This window comes from Vibrio neptunius, from assembly GCF_000967495.1.
GTDB classification, from domain to species: domain Bacteria; phylum Pseudomonadota; class Gammaproteobacteria; order Enterobacterales; family Vibrionaceae; genus Vibrio; species Vibrio neptunius.
This window is the reverse complement of sequence record NZ_JXXU01000023.1, coordinates 89,693-111,400: the sequence shown is the minus strand read 5'-3', so window position 1 is coordinate 111,400 and position 21,708 is coordinate 89,693. Positions and strand designations below refer to the sequence as shown.

General features: G+C 45.8%; 16 protein-coding genes. 14 read left to right on the top strand and 2 right to left on the bottom strand.

The window, feature by feature from the left end; all coding sequences use genetic code 11:
• Positions 1–46 precede the first annotated feature (46 nt).
• The 7 genes from lepA to acpS all read left to right on the top strand — a co-directional run bounded on the left by lepA (position 47) and on the right by acpS (position 6,575).
• Positions 47–1,840: a translation elongation factor 4 gene (gene lepA / locus TW84_RS09395; RefSeq protein WP_045975402.1), complete on the top strand. Its 1,794-nt coding sequence runs from the start codon at positions 47–49 to the stop codon at positions 1,838–1,840.
• An 88-nt stretch (positions 1,841–1,928) separates the two neighbouring features.
• Positions 1,929–2,825: a signal peptidase I gene (gene lepB, locus TW84_RS09390; protein WP_045975401.1), complete on the top strand. Its 897-nt coding sequence runs from the start codon at positions 1,929–1,931 to the stop codon at positions 2,823–2,825.
• A gap of 163 nt (positions 2,826–2,988) precedes the next feature.
• A complete protein-coding gene (gene rnc, locus TW84_RS09385) occupies positions 2,989–3,666 on the top strand; it encodes a ribonuclease III (protein ID WP_006957792.1) in 678 nt (225 codons plus the stop codon).
• On the top strand, positions 3,659–4,636 hold the full coding sequence (gene era, locus TW84_RS09380) for a GTPase Era (RefSeq protein WP_045975400.1): 978 nt from the start codon (positions 3,659–3,661) through the stop codon (positions 4,634–4,636). The genes rnc and era overlap by 8 nt, the downstream gene beginning before the upstream one ends.
• A gap of 93 nt (positions 4,637–4,729) precedes the next feature.
• On the top strand, positions 4,730–5,458 hold the full coding sequence (gene recO, locus TW84_RS09375; RefSeq protein WP_045975399.1) for a DNA repair protein RecO: 729 nt from the start codon (positions 4,730–4,732) through the stop codon (positions 5,456–5,458).
• Positions 5,455–6,186, top strand: a complete 732-nt coding sequence (gene pdxJ / locus TW84_RS09370) for a pyridoxine 5'-phosphate synthase (RefSeq protein ID WP_045975398.1) — start codon at positions 5,455–5,457, stop codon at positions 6,184–6,186. The genes recO and pdxJ overlap by 4 nt, the downstream gene beginning before the upstream one ends.
• A 5-nt stretch (positions 6,187–6,191) precedes the next feature.
• Entirely contained in the window at positions 6,192–6,575 is a 384-nt protein-coding gene (gene acpS / locus TW84_RS09365; protein WP_045975397.1) for a holo-ACP synthase, read from the top strand.
• Here the strand turns inward: acpS and barA are convergent.
• Positions 6,560–9,343 (bottom strand): two-component sensor histidine kinase BarA, encoded by a 2,784-nt coding sequence (gene barA / locus TW84_RS09360; protein WP_045975396.1) that lies wholly within the window; start codon positions 9,341–9,343, stop codon positions 6,560–6,562. The genes acpS and barA overlap by 16 nt on opposite strands.
• A gap of 165 nt (positions 9,344–9,508) precedes the next feature.
• Here barA and rlmD point away from each other — a divergent pair, with 165 nt between their 5' ends.
• From rlmD to eno, 5 genes are all read left to right on the top strand, one after another.
• Positions 9,509–10,828 carry a 23S rRNA (uracil(1939)-C(5))-methyltransferase RlmD gene (gene rlmD, locus TW84_RS09355; protein WP_045975395.1) on the top strand — a complete coding sequence of 440 codons (1,320 nt, stop codon included), beginning with the start codon at positions 9,509–9,511 and terminating at the stop codon, positions 10,826–10,828.
• 73 nt (positions 10,829–10,901) lie between these two features.
• Positions 10,902–13,121, top strand: coding sequence for a GTP diphosphokinase (relA, locus tag TW84_RS09350; RefSeq protein WP_045975394.1), 2,220 nt, complete (start codon positions 10,902–10,904; stop codon positions 13,119–13,121).
• Positions 13,122–13,439: 318 nt separating this feature from the next.
• Positions 13,440–14,234, top strand: coding sequence for a nucleoside triphosphate pyrophosphohydrolase (gene mazG, locus TW84_RS09345; protein ID WP_045975393.1), 795 nt, complete (start codon positions 13,440–13,442; stop codon positions 14,232–14,234).
• Positions 14,235–14,396: 162 nt separating this feature from the next.
• Positions 14,397–16,037, top strand: coding sequence for a CTP synthase (locus tag TW84_RS09340; RefSeq protein WP_045975392.1), 1,641 nt, complete (start codon positions 14,397–14,399; stop codon positions 16,035–16,037).
• A gap of 78 nt (positions 16,038–16,115) precedes the next feature.
• Positions 16,116–17,414 carry a phosphopyruvate hydratase gene (gene eno / locus TW84_RS09335; RefSeq protein WP_045975391.1) on the top strand — a complete coding sequence of 433 codons (1,299 nt, stop codon included), beginning with the start codon at positions 16,116–16,118 and terminating at the stop codon, positions 17,412–17,414.
• Positions 17,415–18,003: 589 nt separating this feature from the next.
• Here the strand turns inward: eno and TW84_RS09330 are convergent.
• Positions 18,004–19,215, bottom strand: a complete 1,212-nt coding sequence (locus tag TW84_RS09330; protein WP_045975390.1) for a multifunctional CCA addition/repair protein — start codon at positions 19,213–19,215, stop codon at positions 18,004–18,006.
• A gap of 90 nt (positions 19,216–19,305) precedes the next feature.
• On the opposite strand from TW84_RS09330, the gene TW84_RS09325 reads away from it, so the two are divergent.
• Together TW84_RS09325 and TW84_RS09320 are read left to right on the top strand one after the other, a co-directional pair.
• The gene (locus TW84_RS09325; RefSeq protein WP_045975389.1) at positions 19,306–20,913 is read left to right on the top strand and encodes an ExeA family protein; all 1,608 of its coding nucleotides are present in this window, start codon (positions 19,306–19,308) and stop codon (positions 20,911–20,913) included.
• Complete coding sequence (locus tag TW84_RS09320; protein WP_045975388.1) at positions 20,913–21,689, top strand: general secretion pathway protein GspB; 777 nt, start codon at positions 20,913–20,915, stop codon at positions 21,687–21,689. Before TW84_RS09325 ends, TW84_RS09320 begins: the two co-directional genes overlap by 1 nt.
• Positions 21,690–21,708 lie beyond the last annotated feature (19 nt).

The window sequence follows — 21,708 nt, the reverse complement described above, 5'->3', positions numbered from 1 at the left end:
CGGCTTTCTTATTTCCCTATTTTAAAGAGTTTAGTCACACCAAATCATGAAGCACATTCGTAACTTTTCGATTATCGCCCACATCGACCATGGTAAGTCGACCCTATCAGACCGTTTGATCCAAGACTGCGGTGGATTGAGTGACCGTGAAATGGCAGCTCAGGTTCTGGACTCCATGGATCTTGAACGTGAGCGTGGCATCACTATTAAATCTCAAAGTGTGACACTCAACTATACCGCTAATGACGGTGAAACTTATCAATTAAACTTCATCGATACACCAGGACACGTTGACTTCGCCTATGAAGTTTCTCGTTCTCTAGCAGCATGTGAAGGTGCGTTGCTGGTGGTTGATGCGGGTCAGGGGGTTGAAGCTCAGACTTTGGCGAACTGCTATACCGCGATCGAAATGGATTTGGAAGTGGTGCCAATTCTGAATAAGATTGATCTACCAGCTGCGGATCCTGAGCGAGTAGCAGAAGAGATCGAAGAAATTGTTGGCATCGATGCGATGGAAGCAACCCGCTGTTCAGCTAAAACGGGCCTAGGTATTGAGGATGTACTAGAAAACATCGTCTCTGCGATTCCGGCACCAGAGGGTGACCCAGAAGCACCACTGCAAGCTTTGATCATTGACTCTTGGTTTGATAACTACCTAGGTGTGGTGTCTCTGGTCCGTATTAAAAATGGCGTCCTGAAGAAGAACGATAAGATCAAGGTGATGAGCACTGGCCAAGTTTGGGGTGTTGATCGTCTTGGTATCTTCACACCTAAGCAGGAAGACACGACGGAACTGCGAACGGGTGAAGTTGGTTGGGTTGTCTGTGGTATCAAAGATATCCTAGGTGCGCCTGTTGGTGATACGCTAACGCTGGCAAAGCATGGTTGTGATGAGCCGCTGCCAGGGTTTAAGAAAGTGAAGCCTCAGGTATATGCTGGACTATTCCCAGTCTCTTCGGATGACTACGAAAACTTCCGTGATGCATTAGGTAAACTGAGCCTAAACGATGCGTCTCTGTTCTATGAACCAGAAAACTCTGCTGCACTAGGCTTTGGCTTCCGCTGTGGTTTCCTTGGCATGCTGCACATGGAAATCATCCAAGAGCGTCTGGAGCGTGAATACGATCTCGATCTGATTACCACGGCGCCAACGGTAGTTTACGAAGTAGAGCAAACGGATGGTGACATTCTTTACGTTGATAGCCCAGCTAAGCTACCAGCAGTGAATGATATCGAAGAAATTCGTGAGCCGATTGCACGTTGTAATATCCTTGTACCTTCTGATTACTTAGGTAATGTGATTACTTTATGTGTTGAGAAGCGCGGCGTTCAGGTTGATATGGTGTATCACGGTAACCAAGTTGCGGTGACTTACGATATTCCGATGGCGGAAGTGGTACTCGATTTCTTTGACCGTTTGAAATCAACGTCTCGTGGTTATGCGTCTCTGGATTACAATTTTCAGCGTTTTGAAGCGTCTAACATGGTTCGTGTGGATGTACTCCTTAACGGTGACAAAGTGGACGCACTGGCATTGATTACGCACAAAGATCAATCCCAGACTCGTGGCCGTCAGCTCGTAGAGAAGATGAAAGAATTCATTCCACGTCAGATGTTTGATATTGCGATTCAGGCGGCGATTGGTAACCATATTATTGCGCGTTCAACGGTTAAACAGCTACGTAAGAACGTAATTGCAAAATGTTACGGTGGTGATGTCAGCCGTAAGAAGAAGCTACTGAAGAAGCAGAAAGAAGGTAAGAAACGTATGAAGCAGATCGGTAACGTAGAGCTGCCTCAAGAAGCCTTCTTAGCCATCCTACACGTAGGTAAAGATTAATTTGTTGGGTAACGACTCAATATAAAAACTTGTTAAGTGAAAGGGTTTCGGCTCTTTCACTTTCGTATTTTTGAGGTAAGGGAAGTCAATGGCAAATACATTTTCACTGATCTTGGTTATTGTCACTCTAGTCACTGGTATTGTTTGGGTGTTGGAAAAACTGGTGTTTGCGAAGCAACGTCAGGCTAAACTAGCTGCTGTTGAAGCTCAAACAAACGGACTGGATACTGCAACGGTTGAAAAAGTGGAAAAGCAACCATGGTGGATTGAAAACAGTGTCTCAATTTTCCCTGTTATTGCCGCTGTCTTGGTATTGCGCTCGTTTATCTATGAACCGTTCCAAATCCCTTCAGGTTCAATGAAGCCGACCTTATTGGTTGGAGATTTCATCCTGGTTGAAAAATACGCATACGGTCTGAAAGACCCTGTGTGGCGTACACAACTTGTTGAAACGGGTAAGCCAGAGCGCGGTGACATCGTAGTATTCAAATACCCACCTCAGCCAAACATTGACTATATCAAGCGTGTTGTTGGCCTACCGGGTGATACTGTGCGTTATAGCAGCAAGAAAGAAGTCTGTGTTCAACCGAAAGGTGAGAGCCAATGTACTCAGGTACCGTTGTCGAATGTGGAAGAAAGCCCATTTATCCAAGATGGTGTGCCACTGATTCAACTGAATGAAAAACTGGGTGAGGTTGAACACCAAATTTTGGTGAACCCATTACGCCGTGATCGCGTATCGGCTTATCAGCCACGTGCTGGTGTTAATGAGTGGGTTGTACCGCAAGGTCAGTACTTTGTGATGGGTGATAACCGTGACAACAGTGCAGACAGCCGCTACTGGGGCTTTGTTCCAGAGGCGAATCTGGTTGGTAAAGCAGTAGGTATCTGGATAAGTTTCGAGTTCGAACGCAGTGCAGATAGCGTTTTACCATCATGGATTCCAACTGGTGTTAGGTTTAACCGCATCGGTGGTATTAACTAAATTTTCGTCATAGTTGGTTTCACAGTGTTGTGACTGCATAAATCCACCGCAACGCTGGCCGCCCAAATTATATAGAATTCTCTATGCTAATAGGGTTGGATTTATTTGTCGCCTAGCCGTGAAATCAACTATTTAGAAAATTCGAAATTATTAATGAGAGAGCATGAATTCTCCTATTGCCAAACTAGAGAAAAAGCTCGGCTATCAGTTCAATGATGCAGAGCTTATTAACTTAGCACTGACTCACCGCAGTGCTCATGGAAAACACAATGAGCGTCTTGAGTTTCTGGGCGATTCAATTTTAAGTTTTGTCATTGCTGACGATCTTTATCACCGATTCCCTAAAGTGAATGAAGGGGACATGAGCCGCATGCGTGCGACACTTGTTCGTGGCAACACGCTGGCGGAGCTAGGTCGAGAATTCGAACTAGGAGATCACTTAAAATTAGGTCCAGGTGAATTGAAGAGTGGCGGTTTCCGTCGTGATTCAATTCTAGCTGATGCTGTTGAAGCTATCATAGGTGCAATCTACCTAGACAGTGATATTGAAGTGGTGCGTGGCATTATCCTTAGCTGGTATAAGCAACGCCTTGAAGCGATACAGCCGGGCGTTTCTCAGAAAGACCCTAAAACGCGTCTTCAAGAGTTCCTGCAAGGACGAAGAAAACCACTGCCAGTCTACACAGTGACTAATATTAAAGGTGAAGCACACAACCAGCAGTTTACTGTGTCGTGTGAAGTCGCAGGTGTCGGATCGCCTGTAATAGGTAAAGGCACCAGCCGCCGCAAGGCAGAACAAGCGGCTGCTGAACTAGCACTAGAGCAACTGAGCAATGACTGATTCAACTGACAACAACGAATTTGATATCGATGCGTTTTTCTCATCGAGTGACGAGCAAACAAGTACACCAGAAAATCAACATTGTGGTTTTGTGGCGATCGTTGGTCGTCCGAATGTAGGTAAATCAACGCTACTGAATCGAATTCTTGGACAAAAAATTTCGATCACTTCTCGTAAGCCGCAAACAACGCGTCACCGCATTATGGGGGTAGATACCGAGGGTGATTATCAGGCGATTTACGTCGATACACCTGGTCTTCATATTGAAGAGAAGCGGGCAATTAACCGTTTAATGAACCGTGCGGCTAACTCATCATTGAGTGATGTAAACCTAGTATTTTTCCTTGTTGACGGTACTCATTGGACTAGCGACGATGAGATGGTATTGACTAAACTGCAGAAGTCCAACTTCCCAGTGGTTTTGTGTGTCAATAAGGTAGACAACGTACAAGATCGCAATGAAGTCATGCTACACATGATGGAGATGTCGAAAAAGATGGAATTCGTAGATGTGGTGCCTATCTCCGCGAAGCAAGGCAAAAACATCGATGTACTGCGTAAACATGTTCGTGACCATCTACCACAAGCGACACACCACTTCCCAGAAGAGTATGTCACTGACCGTTCTCAGCGCTTTATGGCATCGGAAATTGTACGTGAAAAACTCATGCGCTTTACTGGTGAAGAGTTGCCTTACTCTGTGACGGTGGAGATTGAACGTTTTGATTACAATCCTGAAACCGATGGTTTCCATATCAATGCGTTGATTCTGGTTGAACGTAATGGCCAGAAGAAAATGGTGATTGGCAAGGGCGGCGAGAAGATCAAAACGATTGGTCGTGAAGCACGTCTAGATATGGAAGAGCTGTTTGGTCGCAAGGTTTACCTAGAAACGTGGGTGAAAGTGAAATCTGGCTGGGCCGATGATGAACGAGCACTACGTTCTCTTGGTTACATCGATGACCTGTAATTTTTGCAGCGAAATCACTTCGCTCCAACATAAGTAAGTATAAGGAGCCATCAGGCTCCTTATTTTTTATGTAATATTCATCTGGCAACCTCTATGACCTCAGAAGGATTACAGCGCTGTTTTGTTCTTCATCGTCGTCCTTACAGTGAGTCGAGTTTAATTCTCGATGTTTTCAGTGAGGAGTTTGGTCGCGTTACTTTGATGTCTAAAGGCGCGCGCAGTAAACGCTCAAACCTCAAAGGTGCGTTACAGCCATTTACGCCTTTATTGCTCAAGTGGTCGGGTAAAGGATCGATGAAGACATTGCGTCAGGCAGAACCGATCAGTCTAGGTTTGCCACTCACGGGTATCAACCTATACTCCGCCATGTATGTCAACGAATTGATAGGACGAGTGTTGATGGCCGAAGTGTCAATGCCGGCCCTGTTTCATGATTACCTTCACGTTCTCACCGAACTGGCTCAGTGTGAGAATCCGGAACCCGCATTGCGCCGTTTTGAACTGGCACTGCTGTCTGCAATGGGGTATGGCGTCGATTTTCTGCATTGCGCTGGTACAGGAGAGCCGATTGACCCTGAAATGACCTATCGATATCGAGAACAAAAGGGTTTTATTGCCTCAGTGCGGCGCGACAATCTGACTTTTGTTGGTAATGAATTGATTGCGATTAGTGAGCGTAGGTTTACCACAAAAGAACAACTTAAAGCGGCAAAACGCTTTACACGGATAGCATTAAAGCCGTATCTTGGCGGCAAACCATTAAAGAGTCGGGAGCTATTTATGCAAATTTTAGCGCCCAAATCACGGAGTATTGGAAAATGAGCTCAATTTATCTGGGTGTTAACATCGATCACATTGCTACATTACGTAACGCGCGCGGTACCAAGTACCCAGATCCTGTTCATGCAGCTGAAGTTGCCGAGCGTGCTGGAGCAGACGGCATTACCATTCACCTTAGAGAAGACCGCCGTCACATCCTTGATCGTGACGTACGTATCCTAAGAGAAACGATCCAAACTCGTATGAACCTTGAAATGGCTGTAACGGATGAGATGGTTGATATTGCCCTGAAAACTCAACCTGAATACGTGTGTTTGGTTCCAGAAAAACGTGAAGAGCTCACTACTGAAGGGGGGCTGGACGTGGCGGGTCATGTAGAAAAGATCAAAGCGGCAACGAAAAGACTGACAGAAGCGGGCATCAAAGTCTCTCTGTTTATTGATGCAGACCGTGAACAGATTGATGCAGCAAAAGCCTGTGATGCACCTTATATCGAGCTTCACACTGGTCATTATGCTGATGCGAAAAACGATGAAGATCAGCAAGATGAACTAAAGAAAATTGCTGCTGGTGCAAGCTATGCGGCTGATTTGGGTATTACCGTAAATGCAGGTCATGGTTTGACTTACCATAACGTAGCTCCTATCGCCGCTATCCCTGAAATCTATGAGCTGAACATTGGTCACTCTATCATCGGTCGTGCGGCCTTTGATGGTTTGCATAAAGCCGTAGCTGATATGAAAGCACTGATGGTTGAAGCGCGTAAGTAACCGTAATGGCGATTGTAGGTCTAGGGACAGATATTGCGGAAATTGAACGTATTGAAAAGGCACTGTCCCGCAGTGGTGAAGCGTTTGCTCGACGTATTTTGACGGATATTGAGCTACAACGCTTTCAATCGCTTAAGCAACAAGGGCGCTTTTTAGCGAAGCGCTTTGCGGCTAAAGAAGCGGCGTCTAAAGCATTAGGGACCGGCATCGCATTGGGAGTGACTTTCCATGATTTCACTATTACCAATGATGAATACGGTGCGCCAAATTTGTCTTTGTCTGGTAAAGCTCTAGAGTTTGCCCAAAAAAAACAGGTGGAGAGCATCCACCTGTCTATTTCTGATGAACGGCATTATGCCGTTGCTACTGTTATTTACGAATCTAAGTAAGGCGCCGCACTCGCGGTGACCTTCTCCATTTCGTCTTGCAGCTCAAACAGCTCCGGTTCGACATCTTCAAGACTTTCACCCGAACGCAGGGCTCTCTCTATGGTAGCACACACTTTTTTCAGTCTTGGGACGCCACAATATGAACTGCTACCGTGTAGCTTATGTATGTGATGGATCAGTGTCTCGCTGTCAAAGTCATCCTCTTCCAGAGCGCTTTCAACCACACTGTTCACCTCAGGAATGAAGTCGATCAGCATTTGCAGCATGTCACGTGCAAGATCTTCTTTATTGGCGGATTGCTTTAGCGCTGCTTGCCAGTCGATAATGATGTTGTCATGCTCAATCACTGCTGATGAAGGTAACCCTGACGGTTCAATGTTGGACGGCAACTCAATCTTAGCCATTTCTGATTGTGTCGTGTGCGGGTTCCAGTGCATTAAGACTTGTTGCAAAACATGCTCCTCAATTGGCTTAGTGAGGTAATCATCCATGCCGGCTCCGAGGAGTCTGTCACGTTCTCCACTCATCGCGTGTGCGGTAACAGCGATCACTGGAGTGTTAGCATTAAGCTTAGTTTGTTTGATTTTGCCACAAGCTGTCACGCCATCCATGTGTGGCATCTGAATATCCATTAGGATGATATCGAAATGCTGACTTTCAGCTTGAGTCACAGCATCGAGGCCGTTAGTACAAGTCACCACTTTTTCAACCCGTTCCTGAAGCAGGGCACTGATCAATTTTAGGTTTGCTGGGTTGTCATCAACGGCCATAACCGTTAGAGGAAGCGTCTCGTTGTAAGCTGGTTCAACCTCAACCATCGGTAAGCTGTTCTGGTTAGCGGCTAATATCTGTAATAGTTTTCGGCGAGATAATGGCTTCGTAATGCAATGAACGTGATAGGTTTGTGTTAAGTGATCAGACAAAGCCAACGCAGTACTCGGAATACCGACCACGACTTGAGGTGAGCATTTCTGGGCTTGTTTTACCCACTGTTCGACAAGCTCAGGCTCGTTGGCTCTGTTCGGCGCAAGGTTCAACAATACATAATCAAACGGGCTAGCCTCTTCTGGTACTGATGAGCGATAGGTTACGATCAAACCTTCTTGTACCAATGTTTGTTGAGTGACAGAAGCCGCTTGCATGTTAGGTTCAATAAGCAGTAGCGTGCGAAGCTTCAGAACCTGAGTTTCGAGTAAATCGCTCATTGGCATATCGGTTGAGTTTAATCTCAGCGTAAACCAGAACGTCGAGCCTTGGTGTAGACGACTGGTAAGACTGATCTCACCTCCCATCTGGCTAACGAGTTTCTGAGTGATGACTAAGCCAAGTCCAGTACCGCCGTAACGGCGAGAAATACTCGCATCTGCTTGGCTGAAAGCTTGGAATAATTGTGATTGCTGGCGTTCAGAAATACCAATGCCTGTATCTCGCACCATAAATTGCAATTCAACAACATCTTCTTTTTGTGAACGAAGTTCAACACTGATGTCAATGTTACCTCGCTCGGTAAATTTGATTGAGTTACCCACTAGGTTAGTCAGTACTTGCTGGATTCGCAGCGGATCGCCAACAAGACCTGCCGGGATCTTATGATCCACTTTGAGTGTCAGTTCTAAGCCTTTTTCATGCGCGCTGGTGGCTTGTAAACTGACCACTTCTTCGAGTGTTTCTTGGAACTCAAACGGAATATTTTCCAGTGCTAACTTGCCCGCTTCCAGTTTAGAGAAATCCAAAATGTCGTTAATAATATTGAGCAGGTTATTGGCTGACTTTTCAATGGTCTGTAAATAATCCGCTTGGCTGTTAGTCAGTTTGGTTTTTAGCATCTGACGCGTAAATCCAATCACACCATTTAATGGTGTGCGAAGCTCGTGAGACATATTGGCAAGGAACTCAGATTTCACTCGTGCAGCTTCCTGAGCTCGTTTCTTGGCTATATCCAATTCAACGTTTTGAATCTCAAGCTGTTCAAGAGTTTCCCGTAAGTCTGAAGTTGCCTGATCAATGCTGTGTTGCATTTCGACATGGTATTCCGACAATGAGACCGCCATGGCGTTGATGCCATTTTTGAGGGAGTCGAGCTCACCATGCATCTTGCCTTCAATTCTAACATCTAAGTGTCCACGACGGATTCGGTCGACCATATTTTTCATATGCGAAATCGGGCGTGTAACATCGTGCATAAGTCGATAAGCAAACATGGCTGACAAGCCCAGCCCAGAGAGCAGAACCAAAAAGGCTGAGAAAATTTCTTGATATTGTTGCAGGCGCAGGGAAGAAAGATCGAGCTCTACGGCAATGTAGCCAAGTGCTGGATTAGTGTTTTGACCTTTTGGTGTCGATATTAGCCCTGACTCGGTAATGATAGGAGCACGTAAGATCAGTGTGTTCTCCTGTAGGTCTGAAGTGACCAATAGGGGAATGACTTCGTTGCGAGGGAAAGTCAGAGATTCAAAGTTTGGATGAAAGTTGGAAGTGACGAATAATTCGTGGTTGTAATCGAAAACGGCAATACTGCGGACAAACTTTGAGTTTTTCCGGTGCGCATAACTAATAATCCGCCGAACAGACTCGCGGCTATTATTCTTTAGACCCTCTTCACTGGCAATGGCTAGGGGCTCAATAATACTTAACCCTGAATTGATGACCTGCTTTTCAAGATCGTGGTAGCGGTTAAATGAGAAAAACGCGCTCAATAACAGGCCAATGATCAACGTCGGTGCGAGGGTAAGGGTAATAACGCGGGCGCGTAAGCCATATCTTGTCATTATTATCTAAACATCGTGGTGTGGATATGGGAAAATAACTTCCGCAAAAAGAAGCCGTCGAATACTTAAGCATAATCAACTCGTTCGGCTCAGACAACGATTCAGGTCTGAAAAGGTGCACCTGGACAGCAATACAGAGCAACAGTAAAAGGCACAGATCAAAGCATGGCGCGTTTCTTCCAACCCAAAAAGAAAACTCAACTCAACACAAAGCATCAATCGCTTAAGATTGAAAAACTCGATCACCACGGTGCCGGCATAGCTTATCAGAATAAAAAACCGATATTTATTGAAGGTGCACTGCCTGGGGAGCAAGTGTTAGCTCAGTTGATTGAAAGTAAGAGTAAGTTCTCACGTGCGGCACTCATCAAAGTGCAAACGACGAGTGAACAGAGAGTTGAGCCCTTCTGCCCTCATTACGATCAATGTGGCGGGTGCAACATGCAGCATCTGAGTAGTGAACATCAGCAAGCTTATAAACAGCAAACATTGAGTCAACTGATGAGCAAGTTTGCGGGTCAGACACTTCATTTAGAACCCCCGATTGTAGGTGAAACAAAAGGGTACCGCCGTCGCGCCCGTATCAGTGTCAAGGTGGACAAAAAAACACGCCAACTGCAGTTCGGCTTTCGCAAGAGACAGAGCAAGGATATAGTGACTTTGACTCACTGCCCAGTATTGATGCCAGAGTTGAATGAGTTGTTGCCAGAGTTGCATCAATTACTTAAGAGCTTTTCTCAACAAGATCAACTTGGCCATGTTGAATTAGTCAAAGCCGATAACACTCGCATTCTGGTTTTGCGTCATCTCAAACCACTGAAAGATAAAGATCATGATGCATTGCTTGAATTTGCCAAGCTTAATCAGATTACGCTTTATCTGATGCCAAACAATGAACAGTTGGTGCTTGAAGCCGGTGAAGCGGGTGTTTATCAGGAAACAAGCGTCACTATCCCCTTCGAGCCAAATAATTTCATTCAAGTTAATCAACAAGTGAATGCACAGATGGTTGCTCAGGCGCTGGATTGGCTGGCGTTATCTGAGCAAGACCGAGTATTGGATTTGTTTTGCGGGCTAGGGAACTTCAGTCTCCCTATTGCTAAACAGGTAAAAAGCGTGACAGGAGTGGAAGGGGTTGATGAGATGGTCAACAAAGCCACCCACAATGCTCAAATAAACCAGATTGAGAATGCTAAGTTTTATCAGGCTAATTTGGAACAAGATATGTCTGGTCAGCTCTGGGCGAGAGAAAAGTTTGATAAAATACTACTGGATCCGGCACGAGCTGGTGCCAGTGGAATTGTCGAGCAAGTTTCATCGCTAGGTGCGACAAGAGTCGTTTATGTTTCTTGTAATCCTGCTACTCTAGCGCGAGATTCGCAGAGCTTGCTTAGTCAGGGGTTCAAGTTACAACGATTGGGAATGCTAGACATGTTCCCACATACTAGTCACTTAGAATCCATGGCGCTTTTTGTGAAGGATTAATGCGAACTTACCCTTTCGAGCAGGGTCTCACTGTGGGTTAGGTCGAAGAAAAAAGTATAACAGGACAAAGACAATGGTTGCGGTAAGAAGCGCACATTTGAACCAAGATGAACAGTTTGATTTAGATAATTGGATTGCTAGCTTAGAGCAGGACACGAAAGTCGCGAAGCGCCTTAAAGAGGTGTACCGCCATTGCGAAACGATTCTTGAAGACAACGATCGCGGACCATTGCTCTTGTGGCGTGGTAGAGAGATGATCGAAATCCTCATCACCCTTTCCATGGACAAAGCCACGTTAGTGGCTGCCTTGTTGTTCCCAGTGGTGTCCAGCGGTGCATACGAACGCGAAGTTTTGGAAGAGGATTTTGGTAAAGAAACGATCAAGCTGATTGACGGTGTTGAAGAAATGGCTGCACTGGGCCAACTCAATGTCACTATGGAGGGTAGCGCAGCTTCTGCTCAAGTAGATAATGTTCGCCGCATGCTATTGGCTATGGTGGATGACTTCCGCTGCGTGGTGATAAAACTTGCAGAACGAATCTGTAACCTGATTGAGGTCAAGAAGGCTCCGGACGAAGTGCGTCAGGCAGCAGCGAAAGAATGTTCAAACATCTATGCGCCTTTGGCCAATCGTCTTGGTATTGGTCAGCTTAAGTGGGAAATCGAAGATTACGCGTTCCGTTATCAGCAACCTGAGACTTACAAACAAATAGCGAAGCAGTTATCTGAGCGTCGCATTGTTCGAGAGCAGTACATTACAGACTTTGTTAATGACCTTTCTAATGAAATTACTTCTTCAGGCATTAATGCGGAAGTGAGCGGTCGTCCTAAACACATCTATAGTATCTGGCGCAAAATGCAGAAGAAGAGTCTGGCATTTGATGAGCTGTTTGATGTTAGAGCCGTTCGAATCATTGCTGATAAGCTTCAGGATTGTTATGCGGCTTTGGGTGCGGTGCATACTAAGTACAAGCATTTGCCAAGTGAATTCGATGATTACGTCGCGAATCCAAAACCAAACGGATATCAGTCAATTCATACCGTTATTCTTGGCCCCGAAGGGAAAACCATCGAGATTCAAATTCGTACCAAAGATATGCACGAAGACTCGGAATTGGGCGTCGCTGCGCACTGGAAATATAAAGAAGGTGGCGGCGGTCGCAGTGGGTACGATGAGAAAATCACGTGGCTGCGCAAACTGCTCGATTGGCAGGAAGAAATGTCTGATTCGGGCGAGATGCTTGATGAAGTGCGCAGTCAGGTATTTGATGACCGAGTGTATGCTTTCACGCCTCGTGGCGATGTCGTCGATTTACCAATGGGTGCTACGCCACTTGATTTTGCTTACCACATTCACTCTGAAGTCGGCCATCGTTGTATTGGCGCTAAAGTTGCGGGCCGCATCGTACCGTTTACTCATAAGCTTTCTATGGGAGATCAGGTCGAGATTATTACTGCTAAAGAGCCGAACCCTTCTCGAGACTGGCTGAATCCATCAATGGGGTTTGTGACTTCTGGTCGTGCGCGCGCTAAGATCAATGCTTGGTTCCGTAAACAATCACGAGAGAAAAACGTCGAAGCAGGGCGAGATATTCTCGAAGTTGAATTGCAGAAAATTGGTGCGACTTTAAAAGATGCAGAGCAGTATGCGTTGAAGCGCTTTAACGTCAATAGCACTGATGAACTGTACGTTGGTATCGGAAGTGGTGACTTACGTATCAACCAAGTTATCAACCACATCAATGCCTTGGTCAATAAGCCAACCGCCGAGGAAGAAGATCAACAAGCATTAGAAAAGCTTCAAGAAGCAGAGACTAAAGCACCAGCGCAAAGTCGTCCTAAGAAAGACGCAGTCGTTGTGGAAGGGGTTGATAACCTGATGACGCATCTTGCGCGCTGTTGTCAGCCTATTCCAGGGGATGAAATCTCAGGTTATATCACCCAAGGTCGAGGTATTTCAGTGCATCGCGCTGACTGTGAACAGCTTGAAGAGTTGCGCCATCATGCACCAGAACGCATCATTGATACCGTTTGGGGGAGTGGCTTTGTTGGTTCTTATATCCTGACAGTTCGTGTAGAAGCGATGGAGCGCAGCGGATTACTGAAAGACATCACCACCTTGTTTGCTAACGAGAAGATCAAAGTGACTAGTATGAAAAGTCGTGTTGATTATCGCAAGCAGCTATCGATTATGGATTTTGATCTAGAGGTCACCAATATTGAGATTCTGCAGCGTGTGTCGAAGCGAGTTGAACAGATTAAAGATGTTATGTCGGTAAAACGCCTAGGCTAAAATTCTCGTCATACTTGAAGCTGATAGCGTTGTTGCCTGCGCATACTCCGGAATGCCGGCCCAGCCTCATCACATAGGCGAGCTATGCTCAGGAGTCGCGAAAACTTGTTGCCTTGTTAGAGTAACAATTACTTAGTGAAAGTAAAAATGAATGCGGTCATTCCCTACAGTGAGGGACGAACGCGATAGGGAATCTCTTAAAGTAATTAGAGATCTCAATTCGTTTCACTCTTTAGGATGATAGATAACAATTAAAGGTGAGTGGTTTGTACCGCTCACCTTTTTCTTTAGATAGATAGGGTTAAAGGAACAAAGATTATGAATCACCCGATTGAACGACTAGAAGCGATAATGTCGCAGCTTCGTGACCCTAAGAATGGTTGCCCGTGGGATTTAAAACAAAGCTTTGACACGATTGTCCCGCATACGATTGAGGAAACGTATGAAGTGGTGGATGCAATTCACAATCGTGATTGGCCGAATCTGCAGGAAGAACTCGGGGATTTGTTGTTTCAGGTTATCTTTTACAGCCAGTTGGCGAAAGAGCAGGGGTTATTTGAATTCGTCGATGTTGTTGACACGGTCAATGAGAAGCTGACTCGCCGTCATCCCCACGTCTTTTCTGATATTGAATTCGAATCAGACGAAGAAATCAACGCCAACTGGGAAGCAGAAAAAGCCAAAGAAAAAGCTGAATTGGGCAAAGAAGAACAAAGTATCCTAGACTCAATACCGAGTTCGCTCCCAGCGCTTTCACGTGCCAACAAAATTCAGAACCAATGTGCCAAATTTGGCTTTGATTGGGACTCGCTAGGCCCGGTTGTAGACAAGGTACGCGAAGAGGTTGATGAAGTCATGGATGAGGCTCTGCAGGTGTCCCCTGATGATGAAAAAGTTGAACTTGAGCTGGGGGATTTGTTGTTTGCAGTCGTGAACTTAAGTCGGCATCTTGGGCAAAATCCTGAATCGGCATTAAGTAAAGCAAATCTCAAATTCTCTCGGCGATTTAAAGGGGTTGAGAAGATGGTTGCTGAACAAAGTAAGCAGTTGACAGATTTCGACTTACAGCAACTCGATGGCATGTGGGATGAGGTGAAACGTCGAGAATCGTAACAATAAACCCAGTGTGTCGAGCTGCTTGAATTTGATTTGAAGCAAAAAATAAAAAATAGCAGTGTGATAGATTTCACGTTGTGGCGATAAGGGTCTTCTGGTATATTTATCTCCCGTCCAGAAGAAATCCATTTCCCTCATTCAACCAATTTCAGGTTAAACATGACGACAAATTACATTTTTGTTACTGGCGGGGTCGTATCCTCTCTAGGTAAAGGTATTGCAGCAGCATCTCTTGCCGCTATTCTTGAAGCTCGTGGTCTTAAAGTGACTATGATGAAGCTTGACCCTTACATCAACGTTGACCCGGGCACAATGAGCCCAACTCAGCATGGTGAAGTGTTCGTTACGGAAGATGGCGCAGAAACTGACCTAGATCTTGGTCACTACGAGCGTTTCATTCGTACCAAGATGACTAAGCGCAACAACTTCACTGCCGGTCGTGTTTACGCAGATGTTCTCCGCAAAGAACGTCGCGGTGATTACCTAGGTGCAACGATTCAGGTTATCCCTCACATCACTAACGCCATCAAAGATCGTGTAATCGCTGGTTCTGAAGGTCATGATGTTGCTATCGTTGAAGTCGGCGGTACAGTTGGTGATATCGAATCACTACCATTTATGGAAGCCATTCGTCAGCTAGCCGTAGAGCTGGGTCGTGAGCGTGCTATGTTTATGCACCTAACACTGGTTCCTTACCTTGCCGCAGCGGGCGAAGTGAAAACGAAACCGACACAACACTCTGTTAAAGAGCTACTGTCTATCGGTATTCAACCAGACATTCTAGTTTGTCGCTCAGATCGTATGATCCCAGCGAACGAGCGCAAGAAGATTGCTCTTTTCTGTAACGTGCAAGAAAAAGCAGTTATCTCTATGAAGGATGTCGATTCCATCTACAAGATCCCTCAACTGATCAAATCTCAAGGTCTGGATGATCTTGTCTGTTCTCGTTTCGGTATCTCTGCTCCTGAAGCTGATCTGACAGAGTGGGAACAGGTTATCTATGAAGAAGCGAACCCGACGGCGGAAGTGACCATTGGTATGGTTGGTAAGTACATCGAACTGCCGGATGCTTACAAGTCAGTCAACGAAGCGCTGAAACACGCAGGATTAAAAAACCGTCTGAGCGTTAAGATCAAATACGTTGATTCACAAGACGTAGAAACCAAAGGTGAAGAAGCGCTAGAAGGTCTAGATGCTATCCTTGTTCCTGGTGGTTTCGGTGATCGTGGCGTGGAAGGAAAAATTCGTGCAGCGCAATACGCTCGTGAAAATAAGGTACCTTACCTAGGTATTTGTCTGGGTATGCAAGTAGCACTGATTGAATACGCGCGTAACGTTGCGGGTATGGAAGGTGCACATTCAACAGAATTTAACAAAGAGACCAAGTACCCTGTGGTAGGTTTGATCACAGAGTGGGTAGACGGTGAAGGTAAAGTTGAAGAACGTACCGAAACGTCTGATCTAGGCGGTACGATGCGTCTTGGTTCTCAGCTATGTCACCTAGAGAAAGGGACTAAAGCTCGTGAACTCTACGGTAGCGCGACGATTCATGAACGTCACCGCCACCGTTACGAAGTGAACAATAATCTGCGTCCAAAAATTGAAAAAGCGGGCCTAAAAGTGTCAGGCCTGTCAGCAGATAAGAAACTTGTGGAAGTGATTGAGAATCCAGCTCACCCATGGTTTGTAGCGGCTCAGTTCCACCCAGAGTTCACTTCGACACCTCGCGATGGTCACCCACTATTCGCAGGGTTCGTAAAAGCGGCTGGTGAATTCCAACGCGGCGAATTAGAGAAGTAAAAAGGATACGGGCAGTGGCGAAGGTTGTGCTGCTGCCTTTTAAATTTGACATTTATATTTGAACGAGAGGAAACATTAATGTCTAAGATCGTTAAAGTTCTAGGTCGTGAAATCATCGACTCACGTGGTAACCCAACTGTAGAAGCTGAAGTACACCTAGAAGGCGGTTTCGTAGGTATGGCTGCTGCTCCATCTGGCGCATCAACTGGTTCACGTGAAGCTCTTGAGCTACGTGACGGCGACAAAGCTCGTTTCCTAGGTAAAGGTGTTCTTAAAGCTGTTGAAGCGGTAAACGGTGAAATCGCTGAAGCTCTAGTTGGTAAAGACGCTAAAGACCAAGCTGCAATCGACGCAGTAATGATCGAGCTAGACGGCACTGAGAACAAATCTAAGTTCGGTGCTAACGCAATCCTAGCTGTTTCTCTAGCGAACGCTAAAGCTGCAGCAGCAGCTAAAGGCATGCCTCTATACGAGCACATCGCTGAACTAAACGGTACTGCTGGTCAGTTCTCTATGCCTCTACCAATGATGAACATCATCAACGGTGGTGAGCACGCAGACAACAACGTTGACATCCAAGAGTTCATGATCCAACCAGTTGGTGCTAAGACTCTTAAAGAAGGTCTACGTATTGGTGCTGAAGTATTCCACAACCTAGCTAAAGTTCTTAAGTCTAAAGGCTACAGCACTGCAGTTGGTGACGAAGGTGGTTTCGCTCCTAACCTTAAGTCTAACGCTGAAGCGCTAGAAGTTATCGCAGAAGCTGTGGCTGCTGCTGGTTACGAACTAGGTAAAGACGTAACTCTAGCGATGGACTGTGCAGCATCTGAGTTCTTCGACAAAGACGCTGGCATCTATAACATGAAAGGCGAAGGTAAGACTTTCTCTTCTGAAGAGTTCAACCACTACCTAGCTGAGCTAGCTAACCAATTCCCAATCGTTTCTATCGAAGACGGTCTAGACGAGTCTGACTGGGATGGCTTCAAGCACCAAACTGAACTACTAGGTGACAAGCTTCAACTAGTAGGTGACGATCTATTTGTTACTAACACTAAGATCCTTGCTGAAGGTATCGAGAAAGGCGTAGCTAACTCTATCCTTATCAAGTTCAACCAAATCGGTTCTCTAACTGAGACTCTAGCTGCAATCAAGATGGCTAAAGATGCAGGTTACACTGCAGTAATCTCTCACCGTTCTGGCGAAACTGAAGATGCAACTATCGCTGACCTAGCGGTAGGTACAGCTGCAGGTCAAATCAAGACGGGTTCTATGAGCCGTTCTGACCGTGTTGCTAAGTACAACCAGCTAATCCGTATCGAAGAAGCACTAGGTAAGCGTGCTTCTTACAACGGTCTGAAAGAAGTTAAAGGTCAATAATCTCTCGTAGATGGTTAATCTAAGCTTTGAATGCCTCGCAATAGCGGGGCATTTTTTTATCTAGAATTTGTCATTCCATAGAGCGACGCAGGAGAGAGTAAGGAATCTTCTCAAGCGTTCGGCTCGCTTCAAGAGTTCCCCGACTCGTTTGTTCCTCACTGAGGATGACGGGTTTGGACTTCGTGTCATTCCATAGAGCGCCGAAGGAGAGAGTAGGGAATCTCATTAAGCATTCGGCTCGCTTCAAGATATCCCCAACTCGCTCGTTCCTCACTCTTGAGGATGACGGGTTTGGAATTCGTGTCATTCCATAGAGCGACGAAGGAGAGAGTAGGGAATCTCAACAAGTATTCGGCTTTCCTTAAGAGATCCCCAACTCGTTCGTTCCTCACTCTTGAGGATGACAGCAGAAAATTGAGCTTATGTTTAACTCGTCATTCCATAGAGCGACGTAGGAGAGAGTAGGGAATCTCAACAAGTATTCGGCTTTCTTTAAGAGATCCCCAACTCATTCGTTCCTCATTCTTGAGGATGACAGTATTGGTTTTGTCATTCCATAGACTGACGAAGGGAGGAGTAGGGAATCTGCTTAAGCGCCTTTAATTGCCTCAACCCGACGCTTTTCCATTTCTTCTTTTATTACCGCACCCTTAAACCCATCTTTAATAATGTCTTGCACGTTGACGGAAAGTGCGGCTTGATAGGCTTGCTCAAAAATGGCTTTTTGCGGGTAGTCGATATCTTCAAACCCAGTGCGTCCACGACTATCAGCCATACAACAAATCAGAATGTCTTCTAAGCGCTCTGGTTTACGCCAAACATCAAACTTGTTCAGAACCTTGAGCTTGGTTTCTGGGCGAAGTTCTGCAGCTCGATGAATATTGGAGTGCTGCTCACAGACTATCAATGCGAGGTCACGATATTCATTAGGGACTCTGATACGTTCACACAGCGATTTAATCTGCTTCAGCCCTGTATGACAGTGCATTTTATGACTTGGCCATTCATCCTTTGGTGTCACGCCTTTGCCTAAGTCATGCATCTGAGCAGCAAAGCGTACTTTGGTTGATGGGCTAAGCAAAGCGGCCTGTTTCGCCACTAAAAGGTTATGAATACCTGTATCGATTTCCGGGTGCCATTTTTCTGGTTGAGGTACACCAAACAAGCGATCCAGTTCAGGAAGAATCACTTTGAGGGCACCGCAGTCGCGTAGCACCGATAGAAAAACCTGCGGATCTTGGGTTGAGAGCGATTTGTGCCATTCCTGCCACACACGCTCAGCTGTTAAATGCGCAAGTTCTCCAGACTCGACAATCTGAGCCATTAACTGTTGAGTTTCTGGGGCGATAGTAAAACCAAGGTGATGTAGTTTCGCCGCGAAACGTGCGACTCTGAGTACGCGAAGAGGATCTTCTGTAAAAGCACCTGAAACGTGGCGAAGAACGCGATCATTGAGATCTTTTTGGCCGCCGTAAGGGTCGATAATCCGACCTTGCTTATCTTCTGCCATTGCATTGATGGTCAAATCTCGGCGGATTAAGTCTTCTTCAAGGGTGACATCAGGAGCAAAATAACAATCAAAGCCTTTGTAGCCCGAACCTGTTTTGCGTTCGGTTCTTGCTAGGGCATGCTCTTGCTTGGTTTTTGGGTGCAGGAACACGGGGAAGTCCTTTCCAACAGCGACAAACCCTTGTTCGAGCAAAAGCTGAGGCGATGCGCCAACTACTACCCAGTCTTGGTCGTAAACGTCGATTTTCAGCAGTTTATCGCGGACTGCACCACCAACCAGAAATATTTGCACAGATGTCTCTCTTAAATTCGGATTTTAGAATTGGCTATTTATGCCAGCAATGGTACTTTTCTTATCGGTAAATTCCCAGAGACGAGAAGTATGTATAAACAACATTTTGGATTCACAGAGCTGCCGTTTTCGATTGTGCCGAATTCTCGTTTCCTGTTCCAAAGCCAAAGGCATAAAGAAGCGCTGTTTCGCCTACAAGCGGGCCTTGGCGAGGGCGGGGGCTTTGCGATGCTGTCTGGTGAAGTGGGAACAGGTAAGACAACCGTTGCACGTGCATTGCTGAAATCACTCGGCACGGATACTCAGCCCGGTTTAATCCTCAACCCTACCTTTTCAAGCATAGAGTTGCTTGAAGCAATCTGCGATGAATTTTCTATTGAGTATCAATCTGGCGCAACGCTCAAACAATTGAATCAGAAGATTCATGAATTTCTGCTCAATACATATGCGAATGGTATTCAGACTTTGCTGGTGATTGATGAAGCACAGCATTTGTCCGCTGAAGTGCTAGAACAGTTGCGCTTATTGACCAATCTTGAAACGGACAACCAGAAGCTACTCAAAGTGCTACTCGTTGGCCAACCAGAATTGCAGCAGAAATTGCAGATGCCTCAATTACGCCAGCTAGCGCAGCGTATTACGGGACGATATCACCTATTGCCATTGGATAGCAAAGAAACCGCTAATTATATTCAGTATCGTCTTGAATTGGCGGGTGGTGAAGTGAGTTTGTTCTCTGCTAAGTCACTCAAACATATTGCAACTGAGTCACTGGGCATACCACGCCTGATTAACCTGATTTGTGATGCTGCTTTGAAACGAGCGTATAGTATTGGTGAAACGGTACCAAGTCATTCTAGTGTCGAAGCGGCTTGTGAAGAGGTGATGAGTTTTCAAACCTCATATAAGTCGGTTCATTCTACGCCTTCATTGCCACGCCGTTCTCCTCTGACTATCGCTGCTGCCGTTGGGGCAATATTAGCTGTCGGTAGTTATTGGTTGACTCCTAGGTTTCTGAATGCGTCAATTGAATCGTACCTGAGTGAAGCGTATCCAGTGTCAGATGTTGAAGTGTTAGAAAAGGAAGTCTTCCCTGTTGAACTACAGTCCACTCTTGCTCGTGCAACGGATTTTCAGCAGGGTATTGCGCAGCTTTACCATGTATGGGGTTTTAATGCATCTGTCGCTGAGCGTCTTTGTCAGCAAAGTGATCAAAGTGTGTTTCGCTGTACTCAATCACGAGGCACGTTAAATACGCTCAGGCAAGGGGATGTTCCCGTACTCTTGTCCCTCAGCAAAGACGGCCTGCAAAGTTATGCTGTGCTATATAAACTTACACCGAATTCGGCTCAGCTATTGTTAGGAATGGAGCGAATCGAATTGCCTATCACCAAACTCAAAGAGCTCTGGCAGGGGCAATATCACCAGATCTGGCAAAGTTACTGGCATCAGACTCTTAAACCTAATATGTCAGGACGAGCAATCGCTGAATTAGATGAACGTCTATCTAAAGTTCTGGGTGAGTCGGAAGGGGAGTCCGAGGCTTATGATCATGAGCTCAAGCGCAAGGTTGAGCTATTCCAACAATGGCAGGGTCTCCATGTTGATGGCATTGCAGGGCGAAGAACCTTGGAGCGTCTTGAAAAGCTCTCTCAAGAGCATGCCCCTTCGTTAACCGCCTCAGAGGAGAAAGCGTAATGTCAAAAGTACTGCAGGCTTTAGAACACTCAGAGCAACACCATCAGACGTTTAGTAATATGAATCTTTACCAGTCGGTCAATGATCCTCGACCTCGACGGACTGTATCAGGCTGGTTATTAGCTACGGTTGTTGTAGCCCCTGCGTTGGTAACGGGAGCCCTAGGCACATACCGGAGTTACCTCGATCAACGAGTGGAATGGCAAGCAAGTCATCAAGCGAAACCTCAAGTGCTAGAAGTCCCGTTTGCGTATCAAACTTTGCTTTATCCATCATTTAGTGACCTTCGTGAAACTTATGAATATGCTAAGACCGATACTGATCGTATAGAACTGGTAGGTCAACAAGATCAAACTCCTAAGGCTCAACCACAGGTATCTGTAAAACCGAGTGTTCAGCATACTCCTAAGTCAGAAAACAATACGCTACTAGATGGCTTGGATTTATCAGGTTTATCGCCTGAGCTTGCCATGCGGGTTGAATCGGCTCTGGAATCAAGTACAACCCCTGAGGCGAAGTATGATGACAGCAAGGCGTCCGATCTTGCGATACACAGTCGCCAGTGGCAAGGAAAGTTACCGCCAATGAATTTCCAGACCCATGTTTACTCAAGCAATCCTGATAAACGTTGGGTGAAGGTTAATGGCATCGAGTATCGTGAAGGTGACTGGATCAATAATGACATTCAACTCCAGCATATCGAACCGCAGCGCAGTGCGATTTTATTTAAAGGCTCGGTGATTGAAGTGCCAGCTTTGTATGATTGGAAAGGATAATAAAAAAGGTCGCCTTGGC